The 14292-nt window shown below is 28.9% G+C and carries 13 protein-coding genes; 10 read left to right on the top strand and 3 right to left on the bottom strand.

Translation table 11 applies throughout. From position 1 onward, the window contains the following. The first annotated feature begins 7 nt into the window (after nucleotides 1-7). From VC03_RS05990 to VC03_RS06625, 4 genes are all read left to right on the top strand, one after another. Nucleotides 8-859, top strand: a complete 852-nt coding sequence (locus VC03_RS05990) for an L-ribulose-5-phosphate 3-epimerase (RefSeq protein WP_046329123.1) — start codon at nucleotides 8-10, stop codon at nucleotides 857-859. A 1-nt stretch (nucleotide 860) separates the two neighbouring features. Beyond that, entirely contained in the window at nucleotides 861-1556 is a 696-nt protein-coding gene (locus tag VC03_RS05985) for an L-ribulose-5-phosphate 4-epimerase (protein ID WP_046329122.1), read from the top strand. Between the two features lie 86 nt (nucleotides 1557-1642). Then, nucleotides 1643-1837, top strand: a complete 195-nt coding sequence (gene rpmF, locus VC03_RS05980; protein WP_046329121.1) for a 50S ribosomal protein L32 — start codon at nucleotides 1643-1645, stop codon at nucleotides 1835-1837. A gap of 77 nt (nucleotides 1838-1914) precedes the next feature. Continuing rightward, on the top strand, nucleotides 1915-4272 hold the full coding sequence (locus VC03_RS06625) for a heavy metal translocating P-type ATPase (RefSeq protein WP_052727721.1): 2358 nt from the start codon (nucleotides 1915-1917) through the stop codon (nucleotides 4270-4272). A gap of 11 nt (nucleotides 4273-4283) precedes the next feature. On the opposite strand, the gene VC03_RS05970 is transcribed toward VC03_RS06625, so the two are convergent. From VC03_RS05970 to VC03_RS05960, 3 genes are read right to left on the bottom strand one after another with little or no spacing between them, the layout of a single operon-like run. Continuing rightward, complete coding sequence (locus tag VC03_RS05970) at nucleotides 4284-5279, bottom strand: AEC family transporter (RefSeq protein ID WP_046329120.1); 996 nt, start codon at nucleotides 5277-5279, stop codon at nucleotides 4284-4286. An 8-nt stretch (nucleotides 5280-5287) separates the two neighbouring features. Continuing rightward, entirely contained in the window at nucleotides 5288-6283 is a 996-nt protein-coding gene (locus VC03_RS05965; protein ID WP_046329119.1) for a 2-hydroxyacid dehydrogenase, read from the bottom strand. A 16-nt stretch (nucleotides 6284-6299) separates the two neighbouring features. Further along, nucleotides 6300-7295 (bottom strand): AEC family transporter, encoded by a 996-nt coding sequence (locus VC03_RS05960; protein WP_046329118.1) that lies wholly within the window; start codon nucleotides 7293-7295, stop codon nucleotides 6300-6302. A 128-nt stretch (nucleotides 7296-7423) separates the two neighbouring features. Here VC03_RS05960 and recA point away from each other — a divergent pair, with 128 nt between their 5' ends. From recA to VC03_RS05930, 6 genes are read left to right on the top strand one after another with little or no spacing between them, the layout of a single operon-like run. Next, the gene (recA, locus tag VC03_RS05955; protein ID WP_046329117.1) at nucleotides 7424-8470 is read left to right on the top strand and encodes a recombinase RecA; all 1047 of its coding nucleotides are present in this window, start codon (nucleotides 7424-7426) and stop codon (nucleotides 8468-8470) included. Further along, nucleotides 8439-8993: a regulatory protein RecX gene (locus tag VC03_RS05950; protein WP_046329116.1), complete on the top strand. Its 555-nt coding sequence runs from the start codon at nucleotides 8439-8441 to the stop codon at nucleotides 8991-8993. The genes recA and VC03_RS05950 overlap by 32 nt, the downstream gene beginning before the upstream one ends. Before the next feature lie 44 nt (nucleotides 8994-9037). Beyond that, on the top strand, nucleotides 9038-9625 hold the full coding sequence (gene rdgB, locus VC03_RS05945; protein WP_046329115.1) for an RdgB/HAM1 family non-canonical purine NTP pyrophosphatase: 588 nt from the start codon (nucleotides 9038-9040) through the stop codon (nucleotides 9623-9625). Then, nucleotides 9612-11675 (top strand): ATP-dependent DNA helicase RecG, encoded by a 2064-nt coding sequence (gene recG / locus VC03_RS05940; protein WP_046329114.1) that lies wholly within the window; start codon nucleotides 9612-9614, stop codon nucleotides 11673-11675. The genes rdgB and recG overlap by 14 nt, the downstream gene beginning before the upstream one ends. Continuing rightward, the gene (locus VC03_RS05935; protein ID WP_046329113.1) at nucleotides 11672-12607 is read left to right on the top strand and encodes a DMT family transporter; all 936 of its coding nucleotides are present in this window, start codon (nucleotides 11672-11674) and stop codon (nucleotides 12605-12607) included. Before recG ends, VC03_RS05935 begins: the two co-directional genes overlap by 4 nt. Further along, on the top strand, nucleotides 12573-14291 hold the full coding sequence (locus VC03_RS05930; protein ID WP_046329112.1) for a proline--tRNA ligase: 1719 nt from the start codon (nucleotides 12573-12575) through the stop codon (nucleotides 14289-14291). The genes VC03_RS05935 and VC03_RS05930 overlap by 35 nt, the downstream gene beginning before the upstream one ends. The last annotated feature ends 1 nt before the right edge of the window (nucleotide 14292 follow it).

The raw sequence follows: 14292 nt of genomic DNA, 5'->3' as shown, positions 1-14292 counted from the left end.
GAGAATTATGAAAAAATATGTATTAGGGGTATATGAAAAAGCTATGCCTAATAGTTTAAGTATTAAAGAAAAATTAGAACTAGCTAAACAACTTGGTTATGACTTTATGGAAATTAGTATAGATGAAACAGATGAAAAATTAAGTCGTTTAGATTGGGATAAAGAAACTGTAGATGATGTAGTTATTGCTATGAGAAAAGTAGGCTTTAATATACGAAGTATGTGCTTATCAGGACAAAGAAAATATCCTATGGGTTCTTTAGATGAGAATATTCGTAAAAGAAGTATGGAGATAATAGAAAAGGCGATTAAGTTAGCTGATAGTTTAGGTGTGAGAATAATACAACTTGCAGGTTATGATGTGTATTATGAAAAAGGTAACCAAAAGACTAAAGAATTATTCTTAGAAAACTTAAAAAAAGCAACAGAAATAGCTAGTAAGTACGGTGTAATGTTAGCTTTTGAAACTATGGAAACACCATTTATGGATACAGTAAAAAAGGCTAAAGAAGTAGTAGAATATATTAATTCACCATTTTTAAAAATATATCCAGACTTAGGTAATATTAAAAATTCATCTTTGATATATAACGAGGATGTTTTAGATGATATTAAAGAAGGTAAACATTTAACTGTTGCAGCACATATAAAGGAAAGTATTCCAGGTCATTATAGAGAAATACCATTTTTAACAGGACACGTAAACTTTAGAGAGTGTTTAGAAGAGTTGTGGAAGATAGGTGTTAGAAGATATGTTACAGAATTATGGTATGTTGGACAAGAAGACTTTGAAAAAGATATAAGGTTTGCAGTAAGTACATTTAGAACTATGTTAGATGAAATAGAAAAGGAACATTAAAATGTTAGAAGAATTAAAAAAGAGAGTATATGAAGCTAATATGGATTTACCAAAGTATAATTTGGTGAAGTTTACATGGGGAAATGTTTCTGAAATAGATAGAGAAAAGGGATTGTTTGTAATAAAGCCTAGTGGTGTTGATTATGATAAATTAACTCCAGATGATATGGTTGTAGTTGATTTAGAAGGTAATGTTGTAGAAGGTAGATACAAACCATCATCTGATACACCAACTCATGTAGAACTTTATAAGGCATTTAGCAAAATTGGAGGTATAGTTCATACACATTCTACATATGCAACAAGTTTTGCACAAGCAGGAAGAAATATACCGTGTTATGGAACAACGCACGCAGATAGCATATATGGTGATATACCTTGTAGTAGAAACCTAACAGAAGAAGAAATAAATGAAGCATATGAAAAAAATACAGGTAAGGTTATTATAGAAACGTTTGAGAAGTTAGACTATATGGCAACACCTACAATATTATGTAAAAACCATGGTTCTTTTTCATGGGGTGAAAATGCAAAAAAAGCTGTATACAATGCAGTTGTTCTAGAAGAAGTAGCGAAAATGGCAATATTAACTGAGATGATAAATAAAGAAGTTAAAGAAGCTCCTAAGTGTATCCAAGATAAGCATTACAATAGAAAACATGGTAAAAATGCTTATTATGGTAATGATGTAAAATAATAAAAATTAAAGTGTTTTTCCTTGACAAAAAAACTGTAATTGAGTATAATTCTTATGTTAACGTAAAAAATGAAAGGAGTCTTCAAATGGCAGTACCAAAGAAGAGAACCTCTAAAGCGAAAAGAAATATGAGAAGATCACATGATGGGATATCAGCACCTTCATTTATAGTTGAGGCAGATGGAACAGTAAGAAGACCACATAGAGTAAATTTAGAAACAGGGCTATATAGAGGAAGAAAAGTTTTAGCAGATGCTAAAGAAGAAAAAGAAGCAGAATAAATATTTAGAAGTTTTGACTTCTTTTTTTTTATATTGTATAATTTGACTATAAATAGTTTGGGGGTAAAAGTATTTTTATGGAAAAATATAGGCTAGAGGGTTTAGACTGTGCAGATTGTGCAACAAAATTAGAAAAGTATTTATTAAAAAAAGACTATGTCAATGAAGTTAGTATTAGTTTTACAACTAAAACTATGATAATATCGACTAGTGATATAGAAAAAGTAAAAGAAGATATAAGATACATAGAACCAGATGTTAGTGTATTGGAAGCAAATAAAAGCAAGGCAGATATAGATGCAGACCATGAATTAGCTACATTAGATAAAGAACGTATGTTAATAATAATTTCGCTTTGTCTATTTGTAGTTGCTTTTGTAGTGGAATTATTACAAAAATTTAGATATGTAGACTATGAGCTATATTACTTTTTCATACCAGTATACATTTTTGCATACCTTGTTATAGGCCTTCCAATATTAATAGGGGCATATAATTGTGTGACAAAAAAAGATTTTTTTGATGAAAAAGTATTAATGAGTATTTCTACAATTGCCGCATTTTTAATTGGTTCATTTGAAGAAGCTTGTGGAGTAATGCTTTTTTATGCTATAGGAGAGTATTTTCAAAATATAGCAATAATTAATTCAAGAAAAGATATTAAAAATTTACTTGAATTAAAAGAAAAGACAGCTAATGTAATATTAAATGAAACTGAAACTTATGAAGAAGTAAAAATAGAAGATGTAAAAAAAGATTCATATATTCTAGTTAAACCAGGTGAAAAAGTACCTTTGGATGGAATAGTAGTAAAAGGATCTGGAGAATTTAATTTATCAGCACTTACTGGAGAAAGTATGCCAAAACATATAGATATAGGGCAAGAAGTTTATGCTGGTGCTATAAACATGAATTCTAAGATTATCCTTAAAGTAACTAATACATATGAAGACTCTTCAATGTTTAAATTGGTAGAGTTAATTGAGAGTTCTATGCACAAAAAGACTAAGGCAGATAAGTTCATAACTAAATTTTCAAATTGGTATACACCAAGTATAATAGTTTTAGCTATATTAGTAGCAATATTACCACCACTATTTTTGAAAAATGTAACATTTGAGAGGTCTATTTACAGTAGTATAGTCTTACTTGTAATTTCTTGCCCATGTGCATTGGTATTAAGTATTCCATTAACATATTTTACAGGTGTAGGGGCATTAGCTAAAAAGGGTATATTGGTTAAGGCTATAAACACATTTGATACTATAGAAAAAGTTGATACAGTATTTTTAGATAAAACTGGTACAATAACAGAAGGAAAGTTCCATGTATCAGAAGTAAATGAATATTATGATAACGTTAGAGACTTGGAAGAAAGAGAAATATTTGAGCATATATATATAGCTGAGAATAATTCTAATCACCCAATTGCTAAGAGTATCATTGAGTTTATTAAAGCAAAATATGGATTAACTAAGGTTCAATATGATGATGTATATATGGAATTTATTAGTTATTGTAAGCACTGTGGTTGTTGTCATAAGCCAAAAGATCATAGTAAAAACAATGATAAGGCAATGTATGTTGATGAGTATAGACATCGTATAGGACATTCTGAAGAAGACTTGTGTAATAATCATGAATTTAGTTTAAATGCAGGTATAGAAGATAAGACTTTTGGTAAGGATATAAAGGTCATAGAATTGTCTGAAATAGCAGGTCAAGGTATCAAACTTAAAACAGATAAGTACTTAGTTTTAGTTGGTAATGACAATATGATGAAGAAGAATAAGGTTAACATTCCAGAGAGTGCTAAAAATATTAAAGATGAGTATGGAACGAATATAAACGTTGCATTTAATGGACAATATGTATTGAATATATACGTTAAAGATAAAATAAAAAAAGATACAAAAGAAGCAATAAAGTGTATGAGACAAGTTGGCATAAAAAATATTGCAATGCTAACAGGAGATAATAGATTATCAGCACTTGAAGTAAAAAATACTTTAGCAATAGATGATTGTTACTATAACCTACTACCTAAAGATAAATTAAGAATCTTAGAAGAAAAGAAATTAGTTGATAAGATAATGTATCTAGGTGATGGTATCAATGATGCTCCAGTAATAGCTGCAGCTGATGTAGGTGTTGCTATGGGAAGAGTTGGAAGCGATGTTGCTATAGGTGCAAGTGATATAGTATTTAATACAGATACATTAATGAATGTATCACTTTTGAAAAAGAAAGCTAAAAAGATGAAGTATATAGTACTAGAGAATATAGTAATAATATTACTAGTTAAATTCATTGTCATAATTCTAGGAGTATTAGGTCTTGCAGGATTATGGGGAGCAGTGTTTGGTGATGTAGGAGTTGCCCTAGTTGCTATATTAAATTCGAAAAGAATCAAAAAAAATAGTCCCAATTTTTAAAGGGACTATTTTTATATTATTCCATAACCATGGGCAATTGTTAAAACTATTACCCAGAATATTATTAAAATTATTGATATAAAGGTTCCTATTAATGAAATATTAGATGCTAATACAGCCTCGTTATCGTATTTTATAGCATAAGAAACAGCAACCGTTGCAGGTGGTGTTGTTAGCATGATGATTATAGCTATAACAGCGTTGTATTCAAATCTTATTCCTATATAGTCTAGTAATACAAGTAATACTAGAAATATCGCAGGTATTACTACTAAACGTAATATACAGTATATTATTGTCATTTTTTCTTTTATACATTCTTTTAAAGAAACATTAGCCAACGTCATACCTATTGCAAAGAATGCAAGAGGTGCAGATGTTTGTGCTAAAGATTTTAATACAAAGAATAAAGGTTTAAATGATCTATCAATTCTTAGTATGGGGAATCTATTTTGTAAAAGCCAGAAAACTAATCCTAAAAAAGTAGCAATAATTATTGGGTTTAAAAATATCTTTTTAAGGTTTTTTAGCTCAAATTCCATATCACTCATCATAATTAAACCAAATGTATATAGAAACACCCTATAGCCAATATTGAATATATTTGCATATAAAGTACCTGATGACCCTATTATCCCGTCTATAATTGGTATTGCAAAAAATGTTGTTGAACCAAAAGCTGTAAATACAATTAGTGCTTTTTTGTATCTACCAGTATATTTAAAGTAGAATAAATACCCTAGCATTATTAAGAATATATAGGCAACAAAACTAAAAACTAGAACATTCATTCCAGTAGTAAATGTTTCAGGTCTAATATCTTGCATAAAAGCTGTAAAAGCTAGTGGTGGCAATGTTGCACTCAAAGACATAGAGCTTATAGCATTTGCACAATTTTCAGGCACTATATTTTTCTTTCTTAAATAATATCCTATTAGTATAATAATAACAGTACAAGCTATTGCGGATAAAAATGCTGTATTTAATATTTCACTTAATTTTGTCATAGAACTCCTTATTTTATCTTATTCTTACAATCTCCAGTAGAAATATATTCATGTAGATTTTCAAAACTTGTTTCTATCATATTCTTAACAGCTTCATCTGTAAATGAACCTATATGTGGTGATAGAGTAACTCTAGGATAAAGAGCAACTAATTGTTCAAATTCTTCGTTACCTATTGAACCGTTTGAAAAATCTTTAAAGAATATTCCAGATTCTTTTTCTACTGTATCAAGCCCAGCACCAGCCAAGTGACCAGATTTAAGTGCTTGAATTAAGGCTTTAGTATCAACTACTTCACCACGTCCAGTATTTATTAATATAGCGTGGTCTTTCATTTTATCTAGAAATTCTTTAGTAACAAGTTGACCATTTTCTTTAATAAATGGAATATGAAGTGATATAATATCACTATTTTTTACTAAATAATCAAGATCTACTTGAGTTAATATATCTTCTACATTTTCTTTTTTGTATAGGTCATAACCTAGTACAGTAGCACCAAGACCTTTAAATAGTTTTGCTGCAGTAAATCCAATCTTACCTAAACCAATTACACCTACTGTACAATTTCTAATTTCACGTGAGAACATTTGTGAAACACATCTGAAATCTTTTTTAGAAGTCATACTAGTTGTTAAAGCCATGTTTCTTAAAAGCATTAAAGCGTGTGTAATAGCTAATTCTGCTATTGCATTAGGAGAATAAAATGGTACAAATGCAGTTTTTAAACCTATACTCTTAGCATAAGCATTATCAATATGGTTAACACCAACAGTTCTAGTTAAAACATATTTAACACCATTTTCCTTGTATATATCAAGGACTTCTTTTGTTGCAAAGCAATTTCCACGTAATATTACTGCTTCATGATTTTTTGATAATTGTGCAGTTTCTACTGAATTTAAGTATTCAGGAACTAGAGTTAAATCAAAACCAAATTTTTCATTTAATTTTTCAAAGAATGGTTTTTCTACATCTCTGACACCATAACATAAGACTTTCATTTTTTATTCCTCTTTTCTAAATTAATCCCATACCATGAGTAATAGTTAATACAACTATCCATATTATTATAGCAAATACAGATAATACAGTATTTACTAATGAAATATTAGATGCAAGTACAGCTTTTTTATCAAACTTAATAGCATAAGCAACAGCAACAGTTGCAGGTGGTGTTGCAAGCATAATAATAATACTTGTAATTGCTTCATATTGGAAGTGTATTCCTAAAGAGTTTAGTATTATTAATAATACTAAGAAGATTAAAGGAATTACAATTAATTTTATAACACCATATACAAGAGTTTGAACTTCTTCTAGTGCTTCTTTTAATGATATATTTGCTAAAGTCATACCTATTGCAAGCCATGCTAATGGTGAAGATAGGTTACCTAAATATTTAAGACCAGCAAATATAGGTTTTGCAGTTTTATCTATTCTTGCAAATGGTATGTATTTTTGGAATATCCAAATAATTAATCCTAAGAAAGTTGCAATTATTATAGGGTTAAGGAAAATTTGTTTTAAATTTTTCTTTTCAAATTTAATACCACTCATCATTATTAACCCAAATGAATAAAGGAATACTCTATAAGCAATATTGAATATATTTGCATATAGTGTACCAGTGCTACCAAGTAAACCGTTTATGATAGGTATACCAAAGAATGTTGTAGAACCAAATGTAGTTAATACTATCATAGTTTTCTTAGCATCACCTTCGTATCTAATGTAGAAAATGTAAGATAAAAAGATTAATAAAACATATGCAACAAATCCAAAGATTAATACATTTATACCAGTTGTATATGTTTCTGGCTTAATATCTTGCATGAAAGCATTAAATGCTAATGCAGGTAAAGCTGCAGACAAAAGTATAGAACTTAATATTTTTGACCCTTGTTCTGTAACTTTGTTCTTTTTTCTTAAAAAATATCCAATTAATATTATGAATATTGTAGAAAAAATTGCTGATAAAAATTTTGTGTTTAAAATTACTAAAATATGTGACATATTTATCTCCCTTCTTATTAATAAATAAAGTATATATAACTTATACTTAAATGTCAAATAGAACCTTTTTTTGCAACAAAATTTATGATATAATCATATATATATTTTGAACTTTGGAAAGGAAAAAAATGGCTAAGAAAAAAGAAGAAACAGATATAGTTGAAGAAAAGGAAAGATTGTTAAAATCAGCGGTTGAACAAATACAAAAGAGTTTCGGAGATGGAGCTATAATGAAATTAGGCGAAAATCAAAGAATGAATATTAGTTCAATATCGACTGGAAGTTTGAACCTAGATTTAGCTCTTGGTATAGGAGGAGTTCCAAGAGGCCGTATAGTTGAAATATATGGTGCAGAATCATCAGGGAAAACAACTTTAGCATTGAATATTATAGCACAAGCACAAAAAGAAGGAGGAATAGCAGCATTTATTGACGCTGAACATGCATTAGACCCCGTATATGCAAAGGCACTTGGTGTTAATATAGATGACTTATTAATTTCTCAACCTGATACTGGTGAGCAAGCAATGGAAATAGTAGAACTTTTAGTTAGAAGTTCAGCAATAGATGTAATAGTTATAGACTCAGTTGCAGCTCTTGTACCAAAGTCTGAAATAGATGGTGAAATGGGAGACCAACAAATGGGTCTACAAGCAAGATTAATGTCTAAAGCCTTGAGAAAATTAACAGGATCTATAGGTAAATCAGAAACTGTTGTTGTGTTTATAAACCAAATAAGAGAAAAAATAGGTGGATTTAGCTTTGTTCCTGGAGTTCAAACAACAACTTCAGGTGGAAGAGCTTTAAAATTCTTCTCTACTATACGTATGGAAGTAAAAAAAGTTGGTCAAATTAAGCAAAGCGATGACGTTGTAGGAAATGAAGTATTAGTAAAAGTAACTAAAAACAAGGTTGCACCTCCATTTAAGGAAGCTAGATTTAACATTATGTATGGAACAGGTATTTCAAAAGAAGGAGAAATACTAGATCTTGCAATTGAATTACAAATATGCAAAAAAAGTGGTGCATGGTTTAGCTATGGTGACACAAAACTTGGTCAAGGTAAGATAAATGTTGAAAACTTATTGAAAGAAAATAAGGAACTATTTGAAGAAATTAAAGCAAAGGTATTAGAAAAATTAAATGTTAACAATAATAAAGTTAGTGAAGAATAAGATTTATCTATCAAATGAAGAGATAATAGATGTTAATCCAGATATTATACATGAGTATAAGCTAAGACAGGGCGATGATATTACAGATAAGTATACAGATGTATTGCTAGCTTCAATAAAGAATAAGGCAATATTTTACATTTACTTAAAACCTAGAACTAGCTATGAATTAATTTCAAAATTAAAAGCAAAGTATACGAATATTGACTTAATTAATGAAGCTGTTATGTATATGAAAGAGTGTGGATATATTGATGATGTAGACTATGCACTTTCATACATTTTAACACATAGTAATAGTAGACAAAAAAACTATTTTAAATTAATGCAAAAGGGTATAAAAAAAGCAGATATTGATTTAGCGTATACAGATGTACCAGAAAACACTGAAGAAGATCAACTAGAAAAAGAAATAGCTAAATTGAAGGAGAATAAGATAGAATTGCCTAAGATAATATTAAAACTAACAAGAAAAGGTTATGAATATTCAAAAATAAAGAAGGTAATAGATAAAATGAAGTAATTTGCACACTTTTTAGTGTGCATTTTATTCTAGAAAGGATAGAAATGATAGATATAGTACTTGCTACTAGTAATAAGGGTAAGGTAAAAGAGTTTAATGAAATGGCAAATAAGCATGGTATAAATTTTGTTAGTATAAAAATGCCAGATGTAGATGAAAATGGAAGTACTTTTGAAGAAAATTCATTAATTAAGGCAAAAGAAGCACTGAAAGTAAGTAATGGATTAGCTGTTGTTTCAGATGATTCAGGACTTTGTATAGATTGTTTAGACGGAAAGCCTGGAATACATACAGCAAGATTTAGAAATGACCTTTTGACTTATGAAGAAAGAGGTAAGGCATTAATAGAATTAGTGAATGAAAAAAATACAACTAGAGATGCAAAATTCGTTTGTGTTATAACCCTAATAAAACCAGATGGGACATACTACCATTTTAGTGGAGAAACTAAGGGGCAAATTACAAGAGAATGCATGGGTAAAAATGGTCATGGCTATGACCCGATATTTTTCAGTTCTGATCTACATATGACATTTGGTTTAGCTAGTCTACAAGAAAAAGATAGAGTAAGCCATAGAAAAAGAGCATTTGATAAATTAATTAAGTGGTTGACTGAAAATGAATTATACTAAGATTTTTTCTCCTATTGAGGAAATTAAAATAAAGGGTCTAACGAAGACATGTATAAATAATTTAAAAAGACTTAATATATACACAGTATATGATCTTTTTTACTACTTTCCTAAAGGGTATGAAAATAGTGCTGTTTATAAGGATATTTCTAGTGTGAAAGATAATGAAAGTGTTGTGCTAAAGGGTACAATAGCAAGAATTACAAGGAAGTATTTATCTAAAAATAGGTTGATGGTAACAGCTACTTTAATGGATAATTCTGGATATATAGACTTGATATGGTTTAACAATAGATATATTTATTCTAATATCAAAGAAGGTTCTACACTACTTGTAACAGGTAAAGCTAAGAGAAGCCCAAAATTACAGATAATTAATCCTAGTTATACAAAGAGTATTAAAGAAGATACAATACAAAAAGATGTAAGTTTAGAGCCAATTTATTCTTTAACAAAGGGCCTAACTCAAAAAAAGTTGAGAAGCATAATGAAAAATGTATTGGATAAGTATGGTGACTTATTAAAAGAAAATATACCTATAGATTTTTTGTATGATAATAAGATAATGTCTAGAACAAGTTCAATATCAAATATACATTTTCCAAGTAATAAGACGGCATTAGACTTATCAATTAGAAGATTTACATTTGAAGAAATAATGCTACTTGAAATGGGAATTTTAGAAAAAAGGTATATAGACAACAAGAAAAATGTTAATAGATATGTACTAGATGATAGTAAAAAATTAGTTAAGGAATACATAGAAAGTTTAAGTTTCACTCTAACTAATTCACAAAAGAAGGTAATAACCTCAATATATTCAGAGTTAAAACAAGGTAAATATATTAATAGGTTAATACAGGGAGATGTAGGTTCAGGTAAGACTATAGTAGCGTTAATAATTATGCTATACATGGCTGAGAATAATTATCAATCAGTTTTAATGGCACCAACAGAAATACTTGCAAGGCAACATTATGAAAAAGTAGTTGAAAACTTTAGTAAGTTAAATATTAATGTTGAACTACTAACTAGTTCTATAAAAGGTAAAAAAAGAGAGAAAATATTAGAAGATGTAAGACAAGGTAAGGTTAATATTTTAATAGGAACACATTCTCTTTTATCTAGTGAGGTAGAATACAATAATTTAGGTTTAGCTGTAATAGATGAACAGCAAAGATTTGGTGTAGAACAAAGAAATGAATTAAGAAAAAGGGAAGTATTATCAAATGTAATAGTTATGAGTGCAACCCCTATACCAAGATCACTTGCACTAACTATATACGGAGATTTAGATGTTAGTATAATAGATGAAATGCCAGAAGGTAGAAAAAAGATTTTAACTAAGTGGATAAAAAATGAAGAAGAAGAGAAAAAAATGTATGACTTCATTTTGAAAAAAATAAATGAGGGTAATCAAGTATACGTTGTTTCATATTTGATAGAGGATAGTGCAAAAATTAATGCTGCATCAGCAAAAGAAACATTTGAAAGTATTAGTAAGAAATTTCCAGGTAAAAGTATAGGTCTACTACATGGTAAGATGAGTTCTATTGAAAAAAAAGAAATAATGGAAAAGTTTAAAAATGGAGAAATTGATGTGTTAGTCTCTACAACTGTTATAGAAGTAGGGGTAGATGTAAGTAATGCTAATATTATACTAATAAAGAATGCAGAAAGATTTGGACTTTCAACACTACATCAATTAAGAGGGCGTGTAGGTAGAGGAAATAATAGAGGATATTGCTTTATAGAATCTAACAGTGAAAAGGAAATTTCAAAAAAGAGGTTGGAAGTCTTAGAAAATGAAACAGATGGTTTTAAAATATCTGAACAAGATTTAAAATTACGTAATTCAGGTGAAATATTTGGTGTAAAGCAAAGTGGTATTTCTGATTTAGTTTTACTTGATATAGTGAAGAATATTAAAGAAATTGAACATGTTAAAGAATTTGTAACTAAGTATTTAATAGAACATAATGGGAAAATAGATAACGATTTTTTAGTAAAAGATATAGAGTATAAACATAAGGTGAAAGGGAATTTATGAGAAGAGGATTTGCAGATTTAGGATTACTCCTAGTAGGACTATTATGGGGTTCAGGTTTTGTAGTAACAAAAATAGGGTTAAATGAAGGAATAAGCCCTGTATATATGCTAGGATTAAGGTTTGTAATTGCAACCATCTTTTTATTATTTGTATTTCGTGATACAATAAAGAAAATTAAACTAAAAGATATAAAAAAAATGTTTTTAATATCTTTTGTTTTGTTCTTTGCATATGGGTTTCAAATAGTAGGGAGTAAATATACAAGTGCATCAAAAGCAGCCTTTTATACAGGAGTTAATGTAATGTTTGTTCCATATATTTCTTGGATGTTAAATAGAAAAGCACCAGATGTATTTACATATTTATCGACTATACTATGTCTATTAGGTATTGGCTTTATCTCCTATGTACCCAAAGAAAATTTATTCACGCTAAATGTAGGGGATGTATTTGTAATAATATCGGCAATATTTTTTGGAATACATATAGCACTTACAGGTTTTTATTCAAAAAAATATACAGTTGAGAAGATGATATTAATACAAAATAGCTTAGCGTCAATACTATTTGTAATAGCTGTAATATTTTTAACAATTTTTAATGTAGGTGATGAAAAGGTTAGAATATTATCCAATAAAGAAATTGTATCTGTACTTTACATGGGGCTTGTAACAACAGGTATATGCCTATTTCTACAAGCACTATTTCAAAGATATACAAGTTCTGTTAGAGCTTCAATATTTTTAGCAACAGAATCAATTTTTGCACCAATATTTGCACATATAGTACTAAAAGAACAGTTAACAAGAAATGTTTGCTTTGGAGGATTATTCATAGTTTTAGCAGTAATCCTATCAGAAGCTAATGGAGTAATAAAATATATTAGGAGGAAGGTAAATGAGATTTTCAAAGACATTCATAAAAACGTATAAAGAAAGTCCAAAAGAAGCAGAAACACAAAGTCACAAATTAATGCTAAGAGCAGGTATGATAAAGCAAGTATCAAGAGGAAATTATACATATTTGCCGTTAGGATTAAAAGTACTAAAGAAAATTGAAAAGATAGCAAGAGAAGAATTAGATAAAGCAGGGGCAATAGAATTACTTATGCCCATAATGCAACCAGCAGATTTATGGAAAGAATCAGGTAGATGGAATGCATATGGACCAGAACTTATGAGATTTAAAGATAGAAATCAAAGAGACTTTGTATTAGGTCCTACACATGAAGAAATAGTTACATATCTATTTAGAGAATTGATAAAGTCATACAAGGAATTACCTATTAATTTTTATCAAATACAAACTAAGTTTAGGGATGAAATAAGACCAAGATTTGGACTTATGCGTGGACGTGAATTTATCATGAAAGATGGATATAGTTTCCATTTAACTAAAGAAAGTCTTGATAAAGAATACCTAAATATGAAACAAGCATATTGTAATATATTCAATAGATGTGGACTTAACTTTAGACCAGTTGAAGCAGATACAGGTTCTATAGGGGGAGCAGAAAGCCATGAATTTATGGTTTTAGCTAGTGCTGGTGAAGATGACATACTATACTCAGATACAACAGATTATGCAGCTAATGTAGAAAAGGCAACAAGTAAAATAGAGTTAGTTATGCCAGAAGAAGAAAAGAAAGAAAAAGAATTAGTGGAAACACCTAATGTAACAACAATAGATGAATTAGAAAAATATTTAAATATTTCTAAAAAGAAAATAGTAAAAGCTGTTCTATTCAAAGAAGTATTGGAAGATAAGACAAACTACTATATGGCAATAATTAGATCAGATCTTGATGTAAATGATATTAAAGTAAAGAATGCATTTAACCTTAATGTAGAATTAGAATTAGTTACAGATGAAGATATACAAAAATTAGGTATATGTAAGGGATATATGGGAGCTTTAAAAGACTTTAATAAAGATGTAAAAGTAGTAATGGACGAAAGTGTTAAATATTTATACAACTTTGTTGTTGGTGCAAACGAGGAAAATTATCACTATACTAATGTAAATTTAGAAGATTTGAGATACGATGTTGTAGCAGATGTAAGAAAAGCTCGTGCTGGTGATATGTCACCTATAGGAGACGGAGTTTTAAAAATGGCACGTGGAATAGAAGTAGGTCATATATTCAAATTAGGTGATAAGTACAGTAAAGCTATGAATGCAAAAGTACTAGATGAAACTGGAAAACTACAAACTGTAATTATGGGTTGCTATGGTATAGGTATATCAAGAGTAGCAGCCGCAGCAGTTGAACAAAATAACGATGAAAATGGTATAATCTGGCCTTTATCTATTGCACCATATGAAGTGGATATAATAGCTACAAACATGAAAAATGAAGATATAGTTAAAGTTTCTGAACAAGTGTATAAGCTATTAAAAGATGAAAATATTGATGTAATATATGATGACAGAAATGAAAAAGCAGGATTTAAATTTAAAGATGCAGATTTAATAGGATTTCCTATAAAAATAATAATAGGAAATAAAGCTAGTGAAGGTATAGTTGAATTAAAAACTAGGGACGGAAAAGTTGTAGAAGAAGTAAAAATAGATAACTTGACAAATATTATTAAATATTATAGAATGAATCTATAAT

Origin of the sequence: Sneathia vaginalis (assembly GCF_000973085.1) — a bacterium.
GTDB classification, from domain to species: Bacteria; Fusobacteriota; Fusobacteriia; order Fusobacteriales; family Leptotrichiaceae; genus Sneathia; species Sneathia vaginalis.
Note: the sequence above shows the minus strand (reverse complement) of the source record. Positions and strands in the feature narration are given on the sequence as shown.

Bases quoted from the DNA above. Each gene is read 5' to 3' on its own strand.
- VC03_RS05960 (WP_046329118.1), bottom strand. From the start codon at position 7,295: ATGTCACATATTTTAGTAATTTTAAACACAAAATTTTTATCAGCAATT.
- VC03_RS05985 (WP_046329122.1), top strand. From the start codon at position 861: ATGTTAGAAGAATTAAAAAAGAGAGTATATGAAGCTAATATGGATTTA.
- rpmF (WP_046329121.1), top strand. From the start codon at position 1,643: ATGGCAGTACCAAAGAAGAGAACCTCTAAAGCGAAAAGAAATATGAGA.
- VC03_RS05970 (WP_046329120.1), bottom strand. From the start codon at position 5,279: ATGACAAAATTAAGTGAAATATTAAATACAGCATTTTTATCCGCAATA.
- VC03_RS05950 (WP_046329116.1), top strand. From the start codon at position 8,439: ATGTTAACAATAATAAAGTTAGTGAAGAATAAGATTTATCTATCAAAT.
- VC03_RS05930 (WP_046329112.1), top strand. From the start codon at position 12,573: ATGAGATTTTCAAAGACATTCATAAAAACGTATAAAGAAAGTCCAAAA.
- VC03_RS05935 (WP_046329113.1), top strand. From the start codon at position 11,672: ATGAGAAGAGGATTTGCAGATTTAGGATTACTCCTAGTAGGACTATTA.
- VC03_RS05990 (WP_046329123.1), top strand. From the start codon at position 8: ATGAAAAAATATGTATTAGGGGTATATGAAAAAGCTATGCCTAATAGT.
- rdgB (WP_046329115.1), top strand. From the start codon at position 9,038: ATGATAGATATAGTACTTGCTACTAGTAATAAGGGTAAGGTAAAAGAG.
- recG (WP_046329114.1), top strand. From the start codon at position 9,612: ATGAATTATACTAAGATTTTTTCTCCTATTGAGGAAATTAAAATAAAG.
- recA (WP_046329117.1), top strand. From the start codon at position 7,424: ATGGCTAAGAAAAAAGAAGAAACAGATATAGTTGAAGAAAAGGAAAGA.
- VC03_RS05965 (WP_046329119.1), bottom strand. From the start codon at position 6,283: ATGAAAGTCTTATGTTATGGTGTCAGAGATGTAGAAAAACCATTCTTT.
- VC03_RS06625 (WP_052727721.1), top strand. From the start codon at position 1,915: ATGGAAAAATATAGGCTAGAGGGTTTAGACTGTGCAGATTGTGCAACA.